This is a genomic window from Neotamlana sedimentorum (assembly GCF_000943565.1).
Lineage (GTDB): Bacteria > Bacteroidota > Bacteroidia > Flavobacteriales > Flavobacteriaceae > Neotamlana > Neotamlana sedimentorum.
Map to the genome: position 1 here is coordinate 1 of NZ_JTDW01000010.1, position 21,233 is coordinate 21,233.

15 protein-coding genes are annotated in these 21,233 nt (G+C 32.6%); 6 read left to right on the top strand and 9 right to left on the bottom strand.

Features of this window, described 5'->3' with window-relative positions; translation table 11 throughout:
• From PW52_RS17195 to PW52_RS12395, 6 genes are all read left to right on the top strand, one after another.
• On the top strand, positions 1-1,963 hold a 1,963-nt coding region (locus PW52_RS17195), incomplete at its 5' end, for a Kelch repeat-containing protein (protein ID WP_117584379.1).
• 296 nt (positions 1,964-2,259) lie between these two features.
• A complete protein-coding gene (gene gmd, locus PW52_RS12370; protein WP_044633279.1) occupies positions 2,260-3,387 on the top strand; it encodes a GDP-mannose 4,6-dehydratase in 1,128 nt (375 codons plus the stop codon).
• Positions 3,388-3,444: 57 nt separating this feature from the next.
• The gene (locus tag PW52_RS12375; RefSeq protein WP_044633280.1) at positions 3,445-4,527 is read left to right on the top strand and encodes a GDP-L-fucose synthase family protein; all 1,083 of its coding nucleotides are present in this window, start codon (positions 3,445-3,447) and stop codon (positions 4,525-4,527) included.
• A 476-nt stretch (positions 4,528-5,003) separates the two neighbouring features.
• Complete coding sequence (locus PW52_RS12385; RefSeq protein ID WP_131454002.1) at positions 5,004-5,522, top strand: T9SS type A sorting domain-containing protein; 519 nt, start codon at positions 5,004-5,006, stop codon at positions 5,520-5,522.
• Between the two features lie 76 nt (positions 5,523-5,598).
• Positions 5,599-6,258, top strand: coding sequence for a hypothetical protein (locus PW52_RS12390; RefSeq protein WP_052823493.1), 660 nt, complete (start codon positions 5,599-5,601; stop codon positions 6,256-6,258).
• The gene (locus PW52_RS12395; protein WP_044633283.1) at positions 6,258-11,774 is read left to right on the top strand and encodes a fibronectin type III domain-containing protein; all 5,517 of its coding nucleotides are present in this window, start codon (positions 6,258-6,260) and stop codon (positions 11,772-11,774) included. Before PW52_RS12390 ends, PW52_RS12395 begins: the two co-directional genes overlap by 1 nt.
• A 362-nt stretch (positions 11,775-12,136) precedes the next feature.
• Here PW52_RS12395 and PW52_RS12400 read toward each other — a convergent pair whose 3' ends face one another.
• The 9 genes from PW52_RS12400 to PW52_RS12440 all read right to left on the bottom strand — a co-directional run bounded on the left by PW52_RS12400 (position 12,137) and on the right by PW52_RS12440 (position 21,232).
• Entirely contained in the window at positions 12,137-13,039 is a 903-nt protein-coding gene (locus PW52_RS12400; protein WP_316930149.1) for an acyltransferase family protein, read from the bottom strand.
• Positions 13,040-13,221: 182 nt separating this feature from the next.
• Complete coding sequence (locus PW52_RS12405; RefSeq protein WP_044633284.1) at positions 13,222-14,469, bottom strand: WcaI family glycosyltransferase; 1,248 nt, start codon at positions 14,467-14,469, stop codon at positions 13,222-13,224.
• 1 nt (position 14,470) lies between these two features.
• Positions 14,471-14,872: a VanZ family protein gene (locus PW52_RS12410; RefSeq protein ID WP_044633285.1), complete on the bottom strand. Its 402-nt coding sequence runs from the start codon at positions 14,870-14,872 to the stop codon at positions 14,471-14,473.
• A gap of 9 nt (positions 14,873-14,881) precedes the next feature.
• Positions 14,882-15,718 carry a glycosyltransferase family 2 protein gene (locus PW52_RS12415; protein ID WP_044633286.1) on the bottom strand — a complete coding sequence of 279 codons (837 nt, stop codon included), beginning with the start codon at positions 15,716-15,718 and terminating at the stop codon, positions 14,882-14,884.
• A 17-nt stretch (positions 15,719-15,735) separates the two neighbouring features.
• A complete protein-coding gene (locus tag PW52_RS12420; RefSeq protein ID WP_044633287.1) occupies positions 15,736-16,296 on the bottom strand; it encodes an LbetaH domain-containing protein in 561 nt (186 codons plus the stop codon).
• A 10-nt stretch (positions 16,297-16,306) separates the two neighbouring features.
• Positions 16,307-17,503: a glycosyltransferase gene (locus PW52_RS12425; protein ID WP_044633288.1), complete on the bottom strand. Its 1,197-nt coding sequence runs from the start codon at positions 17,501-17,503 to the stop codon at positions 16,307-16,309.
• A gap of 12 nt (positions 17,504-17,515) precedes the next feature.
• A complete protein-coding gene (locus PW52_RS12430; RefSeq protein ID WP_044633289.1) occupies positions 17,516-18,667 on the bottom strand; it encodes a glycosyltransferase family 4 protein in 1,152 nt (383 codons plus the stop codon).
• The gene (locus tag PW52_RS12435; protein ID WP_044633290.1) at positions 18,660-19,991 is read right to left on the bottom strand and encodes a membrane protein; all 1,332 of its coding nucleotides are present in this window, start codon (positions 19,989-19,991) and stop codon (positions 18,660-18,662) included. Before PW52_RS12435 ends, PW52_RS12430 begins: the two co-directional genes overlap by 8 nt.
• 2 nt (positions 19,992-19,993) lie before the next feature.
• A complete protein-coding gene (locus tag PW52_RS12440; protein WP_044633291.1) occupies positions 19,994-21,232 on the bottom strand; it encodes a glycosyltransferase family 4 protein in 1,239 nt (412 codons plus the stop codon).
• Between the last annotated feature and the right edge of the window lies 1 nt (position 21,233).

Below are 21,233 nucleotides of genomic sequence, written 5' to 3' on the forward strand. Positions count from 1 at the left end.
TACAAACAGCCCGTACTCCGTAACCGTTACTGTTGACGATAGTGATGCTGACACAAATGATATTACTACTACAAGCTTCCAATGGGTTATTAATGCTACTGAAACGCCTATTTCAATAGATACTATTGCAGATCAAACCAATAACACTGGTGACATTCTTGATGGTAGCTTTGCTGTAGTTGCTTCTGGTGGTGATGGTAATTTAGTGTACAGTGCTGATGGTTTACCTAATGGCATTACTCTTGATAGTGCTTCTGGTAGCTTCAGCGGAACTATTGCTACTAATGCCGACACTAACAGTCCGTACACAATTACTGTTACTGTTGACGATAGTGATACCAACACAAACGATAGTGTTTCAACAGCATTTTCATGGGTTGTTAATAGTTCTAATACGGTAACTTGGACCGATTTAAATGAAAATGAAAATTACACACCTCGACACGATTGTTCATTTGTACAAGCGGGTGATAAGTTCTACTTAATGGGAGGTCGCGAAAGCGCTCAAGATGTAGACATCTATGATTATACTACAGATAGTTGGACTAAACTAGCAAATTCTGCTCCAGTTGAATTCAACCATTATCAAGCAACCGAATATGAAGGGCTAATTTGGATCATTGGGGCTTTTAAAACAAATTCTTATCCAAATGAAGAGCCTGCTGAATATATATGGATATTCGACCCTGTTGAAAATGAATGGGTTCAAGGTGCCGAAATTCCAAGCAATAGAAAAAGAGGTTCTGCTGGTTTAGTAGTTTATAATAACAAATTTTATTTAGTTGGAGGTAATACTATTGGCCATAATGGTGGATATGTGCCTTGGTTTGATGAGTTTGATCCACATACTGGAACTTGGACTACATTACCAGATGCTCCAAGACCTAGGGATCATTTCCATGCCGAAGTTATTAATGGCAAACTATATGCTGCAGGAGGAAGACTATCTGACGCTTCAAGTGGCGATGTTTTTGTTCCAGTAATCCCAGAAGTTGATGTTTATGATTTCGCAACAGGCCAATGGATTTCACTTCCTGAAAGTCAAAACTTACCAACCCCTAGAGCTGGTGCATCCGTTGCCAATTATAATGGTAGTTTATTAGTAATAGGTGGAGAAGTTCATGAAGATGTAGTTGATGATGCTTTAAGCGTTACCGAAGCCTATAACCCTAACACTGGAACATGGACACAACTTCCTGACCTAAATCATGAACGTCATGGTACGCAAACTATTAAGTCGGGAGATGGTATTTTTATTATTGCTGGCTCTCCAGCAAGAGGCGCAGGAAACCAAAAAAACATGGAGGTTCTTGGTACAAACAACCCTACTGGAACACCTAGTGTTGCTAGTGTTTTAAATATTCCAACAAATATTGATATTAATGGTTCTGTTGGTACCGAAATTAATATAAGTAATTCCAATGGAAATATGGGAACACTAGTTCATTCCATAGCTTTATCTGGAACCAATTCAGAAGATTTTGAGATTGTTTCTGGAAGCATAACCGAAGGATTAATTCCATCTAATTCGTCTCATCAAATCATTGTAGCTTATCATGGAACTAGCAATAATGTAACAGCCGATTTAGATATAAATTATGGTGTAAACAATTCTTCGTCGATAACTTTAAATGGTTTGACCTCAACTGCTTTTAATAAAACAACAACCACTGATAAAACACTTAGCGTGAATTCTAATGAAACTATTGATAATTTTTCTATTAATATATTCCCGAATCCAGCTAATTCAAAAGTGTATATTAAAGCAAACTCTAACGATTCGTTAGATGTAATAAACCTATATGATTTAAGAGGACGCTTAGTAAAAAGTTACAACGCCAAACTAACACAAGGTAATATATCGGAACTAGATATTACCGACATCCAGGAAGGCACGTATTTAATTAGAATTAAAACTCGTAAAGGACAAATTCTTAATCATAAATTAATAGTAATTAAATAAAATAACTTTAACAATAATCAAAAAAAGCTATCATCAGTATGATAGCTTTTTTTTGTTATGTCATCAACCAATCAAACAAACACTTTTTTATAAAATAAATATTCAATAAAAAATTAAGTTTGTTATTACATCTATAATTATTTTATTTGATCACTATCATTTTTTTAAATCTTATCAGAAATACTTTATAATAAAATATATTATTCTAATTTAGTAGTTAGTAATTCAGACACTTAAATTAAGTTATTTCTCTAATTACTATTAGCTTCAATTTAAAATAAACTAAAATTACATATATGAAAGTTGCATTAATTACAGGAATTACGGGGCAAGATGGCTCCTATTTAGCCGAATTACTATTAGAAAAAGGCTACATGGTACATGGTATAAAAAGGAGAGCTTCTCTGTTTAACACAGATAGAATTGACCATTTGTATCAAGATCCGCACGATCCTGACCAAAGATTAAAACTACATTACGGAGATCTTACCGACTCAATGAATCTAACTCGAATTATTCAAGAATGTCAACCAGATGAAATTTATAACCTTGGGGCTATGTCTCATGTAAAAGTTTCCTTTGATTCTCCAGAGTACGTTGGTAATGTAGATGGTTTAGGAACACTGCGAATTTTGGAAGCTATTCGCATTTTAGGCTTAGAAAACAAAACTAGAATATACCAAGCCTCTACCTCCGAACTCTATGGCGGTTTACCTGAAAATAAAAATGAAAAAGGGTTTTATGATGAAAATTCTCCCTTTTACCCGCGATCGCCTTATGGTGTTGCTAAAATATATGGTTTTTGGATTACCAAAAATTACCGCGAAGCCTATAATATGTTTGCTTGTAATGGTATTTTGTTTAACCATGAATCGCCACGTCGTGGAGAAACTTTTGTAACACGTAAAATTACGCGAGCTGTTGCCAAAATAGCATTAGGATTACAAGAAAAAGTATATTTAGGGAACTTAGAAGCAAAACGTGATTGGGGGCATGCAAAAGACTATGTAAGAATGATGTGGATGATTCTTCAAGCCGATGTTGCTGAAGATTGGGTTATTGCAACTGGAGTAACAACAACAGTACGTGACTTTGTGAGAATGGCTTTTTTAGAAGTAGGAATAGAATTAGAATTTAAAGGTACGGGAGTAGATGAAAAAGCATTTGTAACAGCTTGTAACAATAAGGATTTTCAATTAAAAATTGGCAAGGAAGTACTGTCTGTCGATCCTACATATTTTAGACCAACCGAAGTTGATTTATTAATTGGCGACCCTAGTAAAGCGAAAGAAAAATTAGGTTGGGTACCAGAATACGACCTTAAAGACTTAGTTAAGGATATGATGGAATCTGATGTTAAACTCATGAAAAAAGATGTAGATTTATTAAAAGCTGGTCATGAAATTTTAAAGCAAGCCGAATAAATTTATTAAAGCGAATAGTAACATTTTAAACTATTTATTAATTAGTACATCTTAATTATGGAAAAACATTCCAAAATTTATATAGCTGGCCATCGTGGTTTGGTAGGAAGCGCTATATTAAAAAATTTAAAAGCCAAAGGCTATACCAATTTTATAACACGAACACATAAAGAGCTAGATTTAACAGATAGCATAGCTGTATCAAATTTCTTTTCAACCGAAAAGCCAGAATATGTTTTTCTAGCTGCAGCAAAGGTTGGTGGCATTGTTGCTAATAATGTGTATAGAGCCGATTTTATTTACGAGAATTTAAGTATCCAAAATAATGTAATTCACCAAAGTTATCTTAATGGGGTAAAAAAACTCATGTTTTTAGGAAGCACTTGTATTTACCCTAAAAATAGTCCGCAACCCATGAAAGAAGACTATTTATTAACAGATACCCTGGAATACACAAACGAACCTTATGCCATAGCCAAAATAGCAGGTATAAAAATGTGTGAAAGTTATAATATTCAATATAACACCAATTTTATTTCTGTAATGCCTACCAATTTATATGGTCCAAACGATAATTTTGATTTAGAGAAATCGCACGTATTACCGGCACTAATAAGAAAAACACACTTAGGAAAGGCGCTTCATAACAACAATTGGGAGACACTAAGAAAAGACCTAAATAAAATGCCGATTGAAGGTATTAACGGGACTTCTTCAGAATTAGAAATTCTAAATATTTTAGAAAAATATGGAATCAAAAAAGAAAATGAATCTGTAAAATTAGAAGTTTGGGGAACCGGTAAACCCATGCGCGAATTTTTGTGGAGTGAGGATATGGCAGATGCCTGTATATACCTAATGGAACACCGTAATTTCAAAGATTGTTTTAATGGCGACAACAAAGAAATTAGAAATACGCACATTAATATTGGAACAGGAAAAGACATCAGCATAAAAGATTTAGCTATACTTATAAAAAATCTTATCGGATTTGAAGGCGAGCTTCATTTTAATACTGAAAAACCAGATGGTACCATGAAAAAACTCACCGATCCATCAAAACTTCATGCCTTAGGTTGGAAGCATAAAATTGAACTCGAAGAAGGAATTAAAATAGCGTATAACTGGTTTATTGATTAATTGAGCGTGAAACGCAATTAACACCTGTGAAACACTAGTATTTTTCCTACATCTAGTGATGTTGTATTTTTAGTAAAATGCTATATAAAATGAGAAATTTCATTTTATATAGCATTTTTTTTAATGACTATATAAAAATATATTTTTTCTTAAAATTTCCTTAATTATATCAGTATTATAATTATTTTTATCAAAATTACACAAAAACATAAGTGGTTAGCATATAGATAATTAGACATTTTTTTTATGTAAATTCTCTCTTTAAAAAATAATCAGTTAAAAAAAACGTTAATGTTCGAAATCCAATTTTTAAAAACAAACGTAGCTTTAATTAATCATAAGAAAAAAACGCTAGCAAATGCACTTTGTCGAATTAATTCATTGTATTTCATCGAAAAAAACAAAACTTTTAACGATTTTATTTTTTTATTACATAATATTGCCTCAGCGATTTTAAATAATAAAAAAATAGAACTGTGAAGCATACCTACCTAATAAATAGCTTACTTTCTACATTCGTATTCCTTTTAGTTTTGTTTGCTTCTTCCAAATCGAGCGCTCAAGACAATTTGCACTCTATAAATGCCTCTGGAAACGATGTTATTGTAGATTCTGGGTCTATAACCTACTCTATTGGACAAGTCTTTTATGGTTCAATAAACAACAGTGATTATCAAATAAGTGAAGGAGTTCAACAATCCAACGTTGATACTAATACCGCAAATGAAGATATTGATGATATTTCTACTGAAATTGATATGCTTATCTATCCCAATCCAACAACCGATTTTGTTACTTTAAAATCAACTGGTTTAAATTTTAATAACGAAAATTCGCTTAGAGTATTTGATTATCAAGGTAAACTTATTAGTAAACAAGCCATAACTCAAAACAAAACCCAAATAAACTTAAATTACTTAAACACCGGCTTATACATAATTCAAGTTTTTGTAAATGAACAATTATGGAACACCTACAAAATTTTAAAACAATAAAACCATGAAATATACACTTTCTTTTCTTCTGTTTTTGTCATTGTCATTGACAGTTTTTGCCCAAACTCCTGAAAAAATGAGTTATCAAGCTATCTTAAGAGCAAGTGATAATTCATTGGTTGCCGACTCTAATGTTAGTATAAAAATTATTATTCATCAAAACGATCCGAGTGGTGAAATCATCTTTGAAGAAAACCACGCAGTCTCAACAAACAGTAATGGTTTAGTCTCTTTAGAAATAGGAACTGGATCATCTGTATTAGGTTCATTTAACACAATTCCCTGGCAGCAAGGGTCTTATTTTGTAGAAACTCAAGCCGATATTAATGGTGGGACAAATTACAATGTTACAGGTGTTAGCCAATTATTAAGTGTCCCTTATGCGTTGCATGCAAAAACTGCTGAGAGCATTACAGGAACAATTACGGCTGTTAGAGCAAACGTTATTGCTTTTACAGACTCTAGATCAATAATAAATTCAGACATTAATAATACCATTGCCTGTACTCGAAATGCTACTCTTACTTTATCTTCAAATTTTTCAGAAATGGCTATTGGTGATACTATTAATTTAGAAGCTCATAACGGCGCAACTTTAACTGTTTCAGCGGCCACTGGTGTATCACTAAATTATACAGCTTCAGGAAGTGCAGTATTTGCTAGTGAAGTAGGAAATGTTCGTTTTGGTTTATTAAGAAAATCTGGTGAAAATGCATACATAATATCAGGACAATAATGAAAAAATATATAATATACTTCTTACTACTGTTTTCAACAACTGTATTTTCGCAAAACTATTTTTATGCTCTTGATAAAGCGAAAGAAGCAGGTGCTGATTCAGAAAGCCCTACAACTCCCCAAAATTTAGTAGCAAGTAATATTACGGAGCATGCAGCTGATTTAACATGGACAGAAGCAACCGATAATGTTGCTGTAGTAGGTTATAATATTTATATTAACAACAATTTAATTGCAACAACCAATAATACAAGCTATAATTTATCTGGATTAACATCTGGAACTACTTATACCGTAAGAGTTACTGCTTTTGATGCTCTTAATAACGAATCGGAATATAGCAATAGCGTTACTTTTACTACATCGGACAACAATGCGCCTACGGCACCTCAAAACCTAGTAGCTAGTAATATTACCGAAAATTCAGCTCAATTAACATGGAATGCTTCAACAGATAATGTTTCAGTACTTGGATATAATATTTATAATAATGGTGATTTTGTGGCTACCGTAAGAGGCGCTACAAATTATGCGTTAGTAGAATTAAATCAAGGTACAGAATACAATATCACTGTTAGAGCTTACGACGAAGCTGGAAACGAGTCTAACGAAAGTAATATTGCTACATTTATAACCTTAGATATCATAGCGCCTACTACGCCGCTTAATTTAGTAGCAAGTAATATTACCGAAAATTCTGCTGATTTAACTTGGTCTCCAGCTTCCGATAACGTCGCTGTTATTGGTTATAACATCTATAATCAATTTACTCTTATACAAGTCGTAGATAATATAACCTCTTTTACACTTACTAATTTAACAGAAAGTACTACTTATAACCTTATAATAAGGGCAATTGACGCTGCTGGCAATGAATCTGAAGATAGTAATATCGAGATTTTTACAACAAACACTCCAGAAGATACACAAGCACCAACAGTGCCTAGAAATTTAATTGCAACAAATATTACAGAAACCACTGCCGAAATAACTTGGACAGCATCTACAGATAATATTGGTGTTACAGGTTATAATATTTTTAATAATGGTACTTTATTAACTTCTGTTGGAAACATTACGAACTATACTTTAACAGGACTAAATACAAGCTCATTATACAATTTAACCATAACAGCTTTTGATGCTGCTGGAAATGAGTCGGCGGCAAGTAATAATGAAGACTTTACCACAGTAACACCAACAGATACTGAATCACCTACAGATCCTAGTAATCTTGTGGCATTCAATATTACAGAAACTACTGTAGATTTAACTTGGACAGTATCAACAGATAATGTTGGTATTGCAGGCTACCTTATTTATAAAACCAATAATGGTGTATCACTTTTACAAGATGTTGGTAACATAAATAGTTTTACTCTAACAGGTTTAACTGAAGGCTCCGATTATAGTATAATAGTTCGTGCTTACGACACTTCTGGAAATCAATCGGGAAACACTAATACCGTTGACTTTACAACCTTAGTACCTATAGATACGCAAGCTCCTACTGCTCCACTTAATCTTATTGCTTCAAATATTGGAGCAACATCGGTTAATTTAATCTGGTCAGCTTCAACTGATAATGTTGCCGTAACAGGTTACAATATTTATAACGACGATACACTTTTAGTTACGGTTGGTAATATCACGAACTTTGCATTAACAGGTTTAGATCAAGGTACCATTTACAACCTAACACTAAGAGCAATTGACGCTTCTGGTAACGAGTCAACCAATAGTAATACAGCTCGTTTTACCACGTTAGATAGTGAAAACCCTTCAATTCCAATAAACTTAACGGCTACTAATATTACTGAAAATTCGGTAAGTTTAAATTGGACAGCTGCCACCGATAATGTTGCTGTAACAGGTTATAACATTTATAATAACGTTACCCTTATTCATGTTATAGGTAATGAAACCAACTATGAACTTACTGGATTAGTTGAAAACACCGAGTACAATATTTTTGTTCGTGCTTTTGATGCAGCAGGTAACGAATCGGAAGACAGTAATGTAGAAACTTTTACAACCACTACGAATGCCGAAGTCTATTTCACTTTAGAACAAATTGATGCCAGTACTAACACAGTTTTAAACACAATAACAAGCGGTTATAGTGCTCCTGTAGAACATTTTACAGACTTTAATGTAAATGCTATACCTTCATCAAATAATAATGTTGCTAGTGTATCTTTTAATTTAACAGGAGGCGACACCCATAACCAATCAGAGAATGTCGCTCCATATGCACTTTATGGTGATGATGGCCAAGGCAACTATACTGCTGGAAAAAACTTAACCGAAGGCGACTACACATTACTTGTAACTGCATGGTCGGCCACTTATGCTTCTGGAACTAAGCTAGGAGAAAGTAGCTTTAACTTTACCGTTTTACCAGCTGCACCAGATAGCGAAGCTCCTACCATTCCTACAAATTTTGTTGCGACAAATGTAACTAATAGTTCTGCCGATTTAAGTTGGAGCGCTGCTACCGATAACGTAGCTATTTCTGGTTATAACATATATAATAACGGAGAACTTATAGCAACTACCGGGTACACCACCAATTTTAATTTAACTGGTTTAACGGAAGACACCATCTATAATTTAACTTTAAAGGCTATTGATGTCTCTGGTAACGCATCTGAAGATAGTAATACTGTAACCATCACAACATTAGGTCCAGATACAGAAGCACCTACTACCCCTTTAAACTTAACAGTTTCAAATATTACTGATAATTCTGCTGACTTAAGTTGGACAGCTGCTACAGATAATGTAGCTATTTCCGGATACAATATCTATAATAACGGTGATTTAATTGCAACAACCGACAATATTACTAATTTTATTTTAACAGATTTATCTGAAGATACGACGTATAGTATTACATTAAAAGCTTTTGATATTGCTAATAATGAATCTCAAGAAAGTAATTTAATTAGCTTTACAACCCTTGGTCCAGATACTGAAACACCAACGGTTCCTTTAAATTTAACTGTTACTAACATTACCGAAACTACCGCCGATTTAAATTGGACTGCTGCAACAGATAATATCGCTGTAACTGGATATAATATTTATAATAACGGAACTCTATTAACAACAGTAGATAAGGTTACATCCTACACAATATCTGGATTAACCCAAAACACATTTTACAATTTAACTGTTAGAGCGCTTGATGATGCCGAAAATGAATCTGAAGATAGTAATGCCGTTGAATTTACAACTTTAGCCAATACAAATAATAGTAAAACTTACTCGCTCACCGCAAATAGCAAAGTAAGTATAGGCGTTTATGATGAGAATGATGTTTTATTGAGAACATTAACACAATATGAAGACAAAGCCGCTGGAACTTACAATTTACCATCTTGGGATGGTTTAGATAATGATGGTAATAACGTGTCTTCTCAAGGCGACCATTACAAAGTAGTATCAAACAATTTACAAGCGGAATGGGAGGGAGTTATTGGTAATACTTCTGATAGTTTTACAGGTCAAAGCGTTTGGGCTAGGTTTAATTCTGTAAAAGATATTTTAATAATAGGAAATGATGTTTATTGTGCTTTTGATTATTCGGAAGGTCACGCCTCGATTGCTAAATTTGACAAAACCGATAAACATAAATTGGTTGAATTACAGAAACAACGGATAGTAAGCCCTAGTTTTACTTATTTAGCTTACGATGGTACATATATGTACATGGCAGGACATAGTACTACAGTTGCTACAGCAGGCTACACTTTTTTTTCAAAATCTACTTTAAGTAATATTGGAAATCATAACAATTGGGAAAATCTAAATGGAGAAAAATATCAAATTTATAGCAACAATTTTAAGGTTGGTAATTTACTTTACACCCCAGAAGAAGACACACCTTTACCTACTGGTATTGCCGTTCAACAAAACAATGAAAATCTATATTTAGCTAGAGAATTTAATAACACGTTAACCGTAATCAATAAAAACACAGGAGTTGTAAAACAAACTATCACCACTTTTAACAATCCTAAACATTGTAAAATAGACACGAATGGTAATTTATGGATAGTACATGGTTCTGGTTCAGAAACTTTAGAAAAATTCACAATAGACGATACAACTGGAAATATAACTACTACAGGTTTTACAATTACAGGCTTTACAAACATACAAGGTATAGATATTTCACCAGATGGAAATACTATTGCTGTTAACGAAGCTGCAACCTACGACCAAGTCTTTGGTTATAACACTTCAACAAGTAATTTAGAATGGACCTTAGGTAGAACTGAAAGCTACGCAGATAATTCTCGTGTATATAAAGATAAATTTCTATTCACAGATATTGACGAAGTTATTGATGAATATGCCTATGTACACTATGATAGTGATAACTCTCTTTGGGTTAATGACAAAGGTAATCAACGCCAAATACTATTTGATAGCTCTAGAAATTATGTGGACCAAATTTCTTATCTACAAGGCTTTTACCAAACAAACGTAGACAACAAAAATAATTCAAGAGTATTTGCTGATTGGCTCGAATATAAAGTTGATTATTCAAAAGCTTTATTACCTGATGGCGGTCAAAACGGCGCTTGGGAATTAACTCATAACTGGGGAATATCTAACAACTTAAAAAACATGCACTGGGCAGGTACAACAAGCACTATGGGGCAAGTAGTTACCCTATCCAATAATCGTACTTACACCATGATGAGAGATTTAACTGGACCACATGGAGAAGCAACAAGAATTTGGGAGCTTGTTGATGGCGGAGGTTTAAGAGATACAGGAACTGTATTTGACACCAGAAACCTAGGTGTCAAAATGTTACCTAATGACACTATGGCTTATATTTTTAGACAAGGTGGTATTCAGTATTTTTATGAAGCGAAAATTAGCTTTGACTCCAATAACAACGTATTAATAGGTAATAGAGCTCTAATTGGTACAATAAACGAATCTAATGGTTTATTTCAAAACACACCAAAAGGAGGAGGAATCGCTCAATATACTTCAAATGGAGATTTAATAGTTTTTCAATCTGGTTTAAATGACGCTAACAACTATCATTTGGGAGCTTATGATTTAGAAAATAATCAATTTAAATTTAAATCTTTTCCAGGAATTACTTATAATTCAAATGATGAATACCCATTAGAAACAGGAACCTATGATGCACGAGAATCAGTTACTTATGCCGCTAATGGTGCCTGGGTAATGGATAATATTATCATGTTTGTTTATCACGGTGAGTTCTGGCGTAATATACAAACTAATTACATGCATTTAGTACACGAAACAGGATTACCTTTAATTGATTTTGGGGTTGATGGTTTTGGCGCTCCATTCAGTGACTCTATATATGGAATGGCAGGTAATTCTTTCGGTTCTTCAATTACTAAAGTAGGTAATACCATTTACATTTATCAAAATGATGAAAGTTGGCATGCTGGACTACATCGCTGGAAAATTGAAAATATTGATAGCATTAAATCAATTTCAATAAAGCTTTAACTATTACTCAATTATAATAATAACTCTTAATTAATAAGACGTATTATAAAACTAACATAAGCTTATATATTATACACATTTTAAATTCTTTTAATGTAATTTAAAATGTGTATAATATTTAAAATAGCCCACATTTATTAAATCATTGATTGTTTGGAATAATTTACTAACCTAATTAAACATTTCAGATAAATCCTTCTACATAATATTTTAACGTTATTAAGAAATATTGAAATCGTTTACTATATTTCCAAATACTTTTTTTAAAGAAATAAAAAAATATCGGAATATAAAAATTAGCTTATTTTTCTTATAAACATTGTCGTTCTATAACAAAAAAATACGTTTCTAAAAATTTTAAACTATTTGCTATTTATTTTTCTTTTGATTACTTTATTTAAAGGTTTTTCATAAAATCTATAACTTAAATGGCTTAATAATACCGTTACTACAAATAAAACTAATATTTTAGCATATATATTGTCAATTTTATTTTCATAAAACAAAGGGAAATAATATTTTATAATGAGTTGGTGAATCATATAAAACCCAAAACTAATTTCACCAAGATACAGCAAAGTACTGTTAGATAAAATTTTTGATATTTTTCCTCCCTGAAAAGAAAAAGCAAAAATTAATAAGCTCATTGGCAACCAATAATAATATGAATATCTATAAACATCGGGTATACCCTTGTGTAAACCAAAAAATAAAATTAACAATAAAATTGAAAATAATTCCAAACGGAAATAATTGAATTTTCTTTGTTTAACCTTTTCAAAAACAAAATAAAGCAATATCCCAATAATAAAATCTAAGACTCTAAACAAAGGGTTAATATAGAAAAAACTAAAATAAAACTCTTCTGGCATTATAGCTACAGAAAGTGGAATTATCATTATCAAAATAATGGCAGTTATAACTTTATAATTTCTACATTTATAAATCAAAACTATTAAAAATGGAAATAATAAATAAAAAAATAACTCATTAGATATGCTCCATGAAACTCCGTTAAAACTAAAATAAATGCTTGACTTAGGTAAAAAACTTTGAGTTAATGTTAAATTGAAAAAAGATTGTGCTATCCATAATAATTTATTCATTTTAAAGATATGAATTGTAAATGGGAGCGCAGCAAAAAACATTATTAAATGCAAAGGATAAATTCTGGCCAATCTTGCTAAATAAAAACGCTTTATTGACAGTGTTTTAGTTAAAAATTTTTCTCTATAATTATATGATAAAATAAAACCACTTAAAATAAAGAAAAAAACTTACACCTACATAGCCTTCTTTAAAAATATTTAAATATATCCATTTTAAAAAAACAGAATTACTTTTTTGTAAAAAATCTAAATGATGTAAAAAAACCATTAGAGCAAAAAAAAATCGAAGAGAAGTAAGCGGTTTTATCATACTTTACATTTTAAAATTAGTTTTTTTATTATAGTCTATTGACAAATTCTTTTAAAATATTATTTACATCCAAATATCGTTCTGTATATTTACGAGCATTTTTCTTAATTGTTAAACGATCGCCAGTATTTAAGGCATATTGTATCCCTTTATTTAATGCTAATTGATCTTCCGCATCAACCAATACACCCATATTATATTTTTGAGTTAAAGCATGTAACCCTGAATCATTATTAGCTGTAATTAAGGCCAATCCACCAACCGATAAAATGGTTGTTAATTTGGAGGGCATTACCAAATCACTAGCTTTTGCTTTTTGTATAACCAAATGTACATCGGCCATGTTTAAAAACTGGTTAAATTTTTCAAATGGTTGCAACGGAAAAAAGCTTATATTTTTTAAGCCCAATTGGTGAGTTAAATCTTGTAAACGTTCTTTATAAGGGCCAGTACCACAAATCACAAATTTCACGTCAATTTGTTCTTTTATAGTATCTGCAGCATAAATAATAGACTCTAAACCTTGTTTTTCACCTATGGCTCCAGAATATAACACAACCTTATCGTTGGCCTCAAAACCAAATTCTAATTTTAATTGTTCTTGATTAGTCAAGGGTTTAAAAAACTCGGTATCGGACCAATTTGGAAATAAAACCACTTCTTTTTTGGCCTTGGCCTCCACTTTGGATACCATTTTTTCGGAAATCGTACTTATAACGTCTGTCTTTTTAAAAATAAAACGTTCTACTCGATACAAAAGATTTATTACCTTTTTTGAAGAAATCATATTTAAATCCTGAGCCGCTTCAATTTGCATATCTTGGATATGATAAATAGATTTTCCTCCTTTTACCCATTTGTAAAAGCAGCCCAAAAGTCCAAACTGAAACGAAGGTACTACTGTAATTACAGCATCGCATTTTTTGGAAAACAACAACTTTAAAAGTTGTAAAAAGGCGGAAAACATAAAGGATAAATCTAGCAGCATGCGCTTTTTTCCTGTAGGCTCTTCTGGCACATACATAGGGCATCTATAAGTGGTAATTTGACCACCTGAGCTAAAAGACTCGACTTCCTTGGTATACCAAAATCGTTTTTTATAATATGGCTCTTGTACTTTCCAATACGGGTAATATGGGTAAGTTGTTAACACCACGCAATCGTATCCGTGGTTTGCTAACCAATACATCATTTCTCCGCTATATTTACCAATACCTGTAGGTTCTGGCGAAAAGTTATACCCAATTAATAAAATCCGTTTTTTCGTATTCGACATATTATTTTATTTTTAAAAATAAAGGCTTTATAATAAACATAACCCCTAGACCTAGACCAGCTCCTAATGCACCCCAGAACACATCTTTAAAATCGGGCGATCGTAATGGCAAAAACAGTTGTCCTAATTCTGCAACAACAACTAAGGCACTTAAACCTAGCCAACATATTAGCCATTTATTTTTTCCTAACTTACGGTAAATTAAATAGCTTCCTGTAACCAAACCTAAAAACACTAAAGGCACCGCAGTTCTTACATTATCATTTTCATGCTTATCTGCCCATTTAGCCATAAACGAAGGTACCCATTGGTTGTATTCAAATCTTGGGCTTTTAATCCAACTAAAATACAGCACGACTACTATTCCGAAAATTAAAATACCCCACCAAAAAAGAAACCGCATAAGCAAAAATTATTTTTCGTTATTACTTAACTCTTTAATTTTACAATAGATTTGTGTAAAATATGACATTTTTAAAATGGCGAAAGCAAAACCTGTGGCCCCATCTTTCCAACCGCCATAAAATACAAAACTTCCTATAAAATAAATTGGCCCAATTAATGAACTTCGCATTAATTTATATTTTATTTTTTGCTTCCATGTCCATTTTGCTTTTGCTTCTTCATCGTTTATAGTTTTTATATAACGATATGCTTCCCACGAAGCATATTCATTATGTTTATTCATATAATGCGAAACGCCTCGAAAATCTCTATGGTCTATTTTACTTTTAATATAACCAATTTCGCCATTGAGAATGGGGTGTTCATGAATTTCCATATCCAAGTTACTCCACTTGTCTTCATTAATTCTTTCGTATTCGCCAGCACCAACTTGAAATAAAGCTAACTTGTTTAAGGGATAGCCTCCTTTTAGCTTTTTCCCCATAAAATAAATGGTATAGTTTAACCAAAACCCTATTTTATCTGTATTGATTTTTTGTTGAATTTCTGTTTTAAAAGCATCTGTTAAATACTCATCGGCATCGAGAAATAATACCCATTTTGTTGTTAGGTTGTAATTACGCAAAAACCAATTTCGTTTTTTAGGAAATTTGCCATCCCAATTAAAATTAACCACATCAACACCTTGAGATTCAGCAATTGAAATGGTATTATCTGTACTTCCAGAATCAATTATTACTACCTGTTTTGCAAAGTCCTTACCAATGGCATTAATACACCCTAATAAATTCTTTTCCTCATTTTTTACAGGAATAGCTATGGTTAAATCTAAAATTATACTCATAAATAATTTATTAAAATTTATTTTGGTTCGTTAACACCTTCTAAAACACGTTCTTTTATTGGTTTACATGGGTGACCAGAACAAACCATCCAATCTGGCATATTTTTAGTAACAACAGATCGCGCACCAATAACAGCTCCATTACCAATAGTTACCCCTGGATGAATAAAGCTATCGGCCGCAACCCAAGCAAAATCTCCAATATTAATGGGTTTAGTAAATAGAGGAAACCCAAGTTTTGTATAATCATGAGTTCCAGCAACCAAATGCGCCCCTTGCGATATCACTGCCCGTTTACCAATGGTAATTTTACCTTGACAATATAAAGTAACCCCGTTGGCTATACCACATTCATCATGTAATATTAAATTCCAAGGTGCCCAAATACTTACTTTAGGGTAAACATGAACGCCTTTACCAATTTTAGCACCAAACAAACGTAATACAAAAGCACGCCAACCATGTAAAGGTTTAGGCGTATATTTAAATATAAAAATCGACAGCATATTCCAAAGTAATCTTGTTAATCTATTTTTTAAACTAAATGAAGCTCCTGTTACAGTATCGGTATTTGTCATGTATTAAAATTTAGTTTATATAAGCACTTAAGGTGTCCTTTAATTTTAGGGCTGTCGGTTTTATAGCGTATAATTTCTCGAATGTTTGTCGCGCTTGTTTACTTTTTATTTGCTTATCTTCAAGCGATAAGGCCTGCCATGATTTTAAAAGTTTTATGGTACCTTCTAATGTATCAGTTTCTACAAAACCGGCCGACTCATTAACAATTTCTCGCCATATATTCACCTTATCTGATATTAAAACCGGCTTATTACACGCTAAAGCTTCTACTATTGAAATACCAAAGTTTTCTTGGTGACTATTTAAAATAAAAGCTTCACTCCCATGGTATGCGCCCCATTTACTATCTCCAGACAACATTCCTGTGAAAAACACATGCGATTTTAATACCGGATGTTTATTTATAAAATCTAAAAGCGACTTACCATAATCGGTTTCTAAACCAGGTCCCGCAATTACCAACTTAATGGGCTGACTTATATTTTCTGTAGTGATCCAATTATAATAAGCCTCAAGTAAAATATCGACCCCCTTTTTTTGATGAATTCTACTTAAAAACAACAAATATGGGGCTTCCTTTAACTCTGGGCAAACCGCCTTAAAAGCATTAATTAAATGAGGTGCTGTTTGAGGTGGTTCCACGATGCCGTAGCCCACATTTAACTCGTTTTTTGGCTTGTATGGTGTAAAGGTTTGTCGTGCTAACAACAACTCTTCTTGGCAGGTAAACAAAACTCCAGTCGCATTATTAACCACTTTATGTTCTATAAACTTCCAAAAAAACCAGTTTCTTAAGGCTTTTACACGACGCTCTGGTGCTTTTTGAAAATAAGGATCGAGCATACCATGCGGCATAACAAAATATGGTATTTGTAACTGCTGCTCTTTTAACACTTGTTTTATGGCTTTATAAACCGCGTAACTATTGTATTGCCATAAACCATGAATAATTATAGCATGATATTTTGAAGCGTTATTAACCAACCACGGAATTAAGTTTTTATTATAAGCCCATGGTCCTTTTGGCGCACCAAGTGTATGTATTTTAAATAAATCTTTTCCTAGATAATCTGAATCTTCAGCATCTAAACATACCACCTCGTTTTCCACGCCAATATTTTGTAAGGCAGGAATGGTGTTTCTAATGCCTTGGCAAGGTCCACCTCCTTTAGGATTCATGCTAGATATGACTCTGAGTATCTTCATATTAACTCCCACCTAATTAATTTCTATATTCGAATCAATTAATTTAATATACTTTTCAATCATATTGTCCATTTTAAATCTTTTAATATTGTTTAAACCTAAGTTGATTAAATTTTGTTTTATATCCGGGTTTTGTAAAACTAAAATCTGCTGCCCAAAAGCTTTGGAATCGGTAGGATTTGCATGAAGCGCAGATTTACCACTTACCTCTGGCATAGGTTCAAAATCACTTGCTACAACTGGGGTTTCACAAGCTTGAGCTTCTATAACTGGCCAACCAAAACCTTCAGACAGTGATGGAAAAGCGAAACAATAAGCTGAACTATAAAGGGCTACTAGTTGTTGGTGACTAGGCTTTACAGTTGATATAATGCGGTCTTGTAAATTTAATATTTTTGCTTTTTTTATAAAAGCATCATCTAAAGGCATACCGGCTAAACAAAGTTTACCTTGCCAGCGGTCTCTTATTTCGTTCAATACATCTAATAAGAAAATTCTATTCTTTCTAGGATGTGCAGTACCAACATGTAATATAAATTGTTCATCTTCACTTATTCCCAATTCTTTTAAATGGCTATGTCTTTCTAGTTTATTCATAGGGTAAAATTTAGCATTAAATGCATTATGAATAACTGTCCAATTTTTAGGCATAACCGAATATTCGCTTAATCCTAATAATTGATTTGAAGTGAAATGAGAAACACTAGCAACCTTTTTAACTTGTAATAAATATTTAAGAATCCATGACTGAAGAATTTTACCTGACTTTGAAGCTTGAGCATAAGCATCTTTATATCCCATAGCCCCTCGAATTGCTAAAACATCGTGACATGTAATACTCGTTCTATCTTTCGGTAAATATTTTAAATAAGGAGCGTTAGAATGATCACATATATGAAATTTAACCTCGTCTCTATAAAACTTGTTTAATAACTTAATTTTAAGAAAAATTGGAAATACAACAAATTTATCTAGGTAGCCTATCCACTTAGATTTACCTGTTTTTGTAGACTTAAGAATAACACCAAAAAAAACAGTTGGATTCCAAAGTTCAACACCAACACCAGCTTCAATAAAACCTTCCTTCATTAAATTAGAAAAACGAATCATACTTTCCTGCTTATCTAAAGGATAATTACCTATTAAAATAATTTTATCACTCATTTTTCAACTTTCTATCATTCTCTACATTATTTGCAGCAAGAATTAAACCTCCTAAAAGCGTACTAAAGCCTAAAACTGTGGGTTGTGCCCATTGTCCTTGAATTATTACTAACAATCCTACACTTAATAATAACCATGGCAACAAGTTACCTTCTTTCATACTAACGTAACTCCTCAAACTAATATCTGCACAAAATATTACACGTAATAAAATTACTGCCATACCAACAACAAATCCCATTTCTCCAACCAAACGTGACCATTCTCCTTCTGCAATAATAAACATTCTGCTCCCAGTTAGCATAACCGCCCCCGCATTAGTTCCTATTCCTATTCCTAAACCCCAAAAAGATATTTTATTACTTTCGCTTACTGCCTCTATCATTCCTCCAAAAAAACGGTCTATTAAAGAGGTAGAAACCCCCCCTTCAATTTCACTTGCATTATCAAACCTATATGTAAAAGCTTCTGTTGCTGTTTCAAAAAATGGAATGTTTCCTAAAATCAATAAAACTAGAACTCCTAGCACCATAAAGCCTATCATCCTCAATAAAAATTTAGGCTTACTTGCTACAGATAGCATCATAAAAACACTTGTTACTCCCACCGAAAACATTAAGGTTCGGCTTATTGACAATGGAATTGAAATAATTAAACCGGCAGTTGCTGCAATTAGTACCATTTTATTTAAACTCATTTGAACTAGCCAAAAGTAAAAAATATAACATGCAACAAAACTAAAAAAGAGTACATTACCCGTAGTAAACGAAAAAGTACCTGGAGGTCTGAAAAATCCCATAGCTCCACTAAACCCAGCTCCTTCTACATTACCACCAACACCCCTATTTACCCAAGCCGACTGTGGGCTGTAGAATTGCAACACAATTAAAATTGCCATTGGAATTGAAATGTATAAAAGTATTTTTCCTAATTCTTCAACATCACTTAATGTAAACACCTTTCCAATAATAAACATTACGGGGAAGTGAAATAATAAAATTCTAGCTCCATAAATCGCTACAGGTAAACTCCCATGTCCAAATACCAAAGCAGTAATCATGCTTAACAAGCATAAAAAAGACATAAAAATAACGTAACCATTTGCCGTAACAATGTTATGTTTCCAAGCTTTATAAATTAGCCAAATAGCTATAGGATCTCGAACTATTAACAAAGGAGCTGCTAAAAAAGGCAAAAACCACTTACGCAGAGCACCTTCGAAAATAAGTAATAAAAAATACAACCAAATCCCCCGTTTAAGCGATTTAATAACCTGTTCCGCTTCGGTAAGGGCAATTGTATTTTTTTTAAATACTGAAATCATTCTTAAAGGTTTAGGCTTTTAATTTTTTCGGCTAACTGAACTCCATAAGTATCCCAAGGTCTATTCCTTGCTGTTTCCATGGCTAATTTTCCTGCCTCTATTATTTTATTTGGAGAATTTATAAGGTTCTCTATACATCCTTGTAAAGCTGTTGTTGAACCAGCTTCAACAATCCAACCATTCTTATCATGAGTTATTAAGTCTGGGCCTGCCGTTCTATCTGTTGTTATAACAGGGGTCCCCTGAGACATGGCCTCCGTAATTACTAAACCAAAGCCTTCAAATAAAGAAGGAAACAGTAATACATCATGCTCTTGCATGGTTTTTAAAACTTGATCATGTGGCATACTGGTAATCCATTTATGATTTTGTAAAGCTTTATTTAACGCTTCACAGTTTTCTGTACTTTTTCGACCTACTACGGTAAGTTCAACTTTCTCTTTTAAATTACCTACAGCTTCGAACATATTAGCAATGCCTTTGCGTTGAGACAAACCACCAACAAACAATAATTTTATTGGTCTATTTTCTATTGCATATACTCTGTTTTTAATAACTTCAGGAAAACCATAAGGAATAACGTGTATAGGAGCTAATTTACCATGGTAACTTTCTAAAGTTTTTTTTGTAAAACTACTAGCTACAAAAATATGATCTGCAAGGGCAAGTTCTTTATCTTTTCGTTTTAACTTAATTTCAGAATCTCTAAAACCATGCAAAGTTGCTTTCCATTCTGGCCACTTTTCCATTTCCTCACCCAATAATTTTCTTGCCGTTTTCCAATACCCGATTGGCAAATCATACAAGCAAGAAATATTATGCTTTTTTGCCTCTTCAAACGAATAACACGCACCATCCTCATAAGCATAAACAGCTTTAACTCCATGAGATACAGCTTTTTTTAATTTGAAAGCAACAGATTTATCGACATCTTTATATACGGCATCTACTGAAAAAGCACCTACTTCGTGTTTTGTTAAATCAAAAAAGCCTAATCTATTAAATAACAACCTTGAAAATTCCTTAACTGGTCTAGTACTGGTAAATGGAAATAAATCTTCATTAAAAAGTCGACGATTCAACTCTTTAAACGGGCCGAAAAGGCTTAGTTTAAATAAAAAAGTATTTGGAAATATTGCAATAGCAGTTTTAAACTGATAAATCAATTTTGCCTTTAAAAAGCCATTCAATACAGCTCTATTATTTTGATTACTGGTTGGATGTGAAATAATAATTTTCATT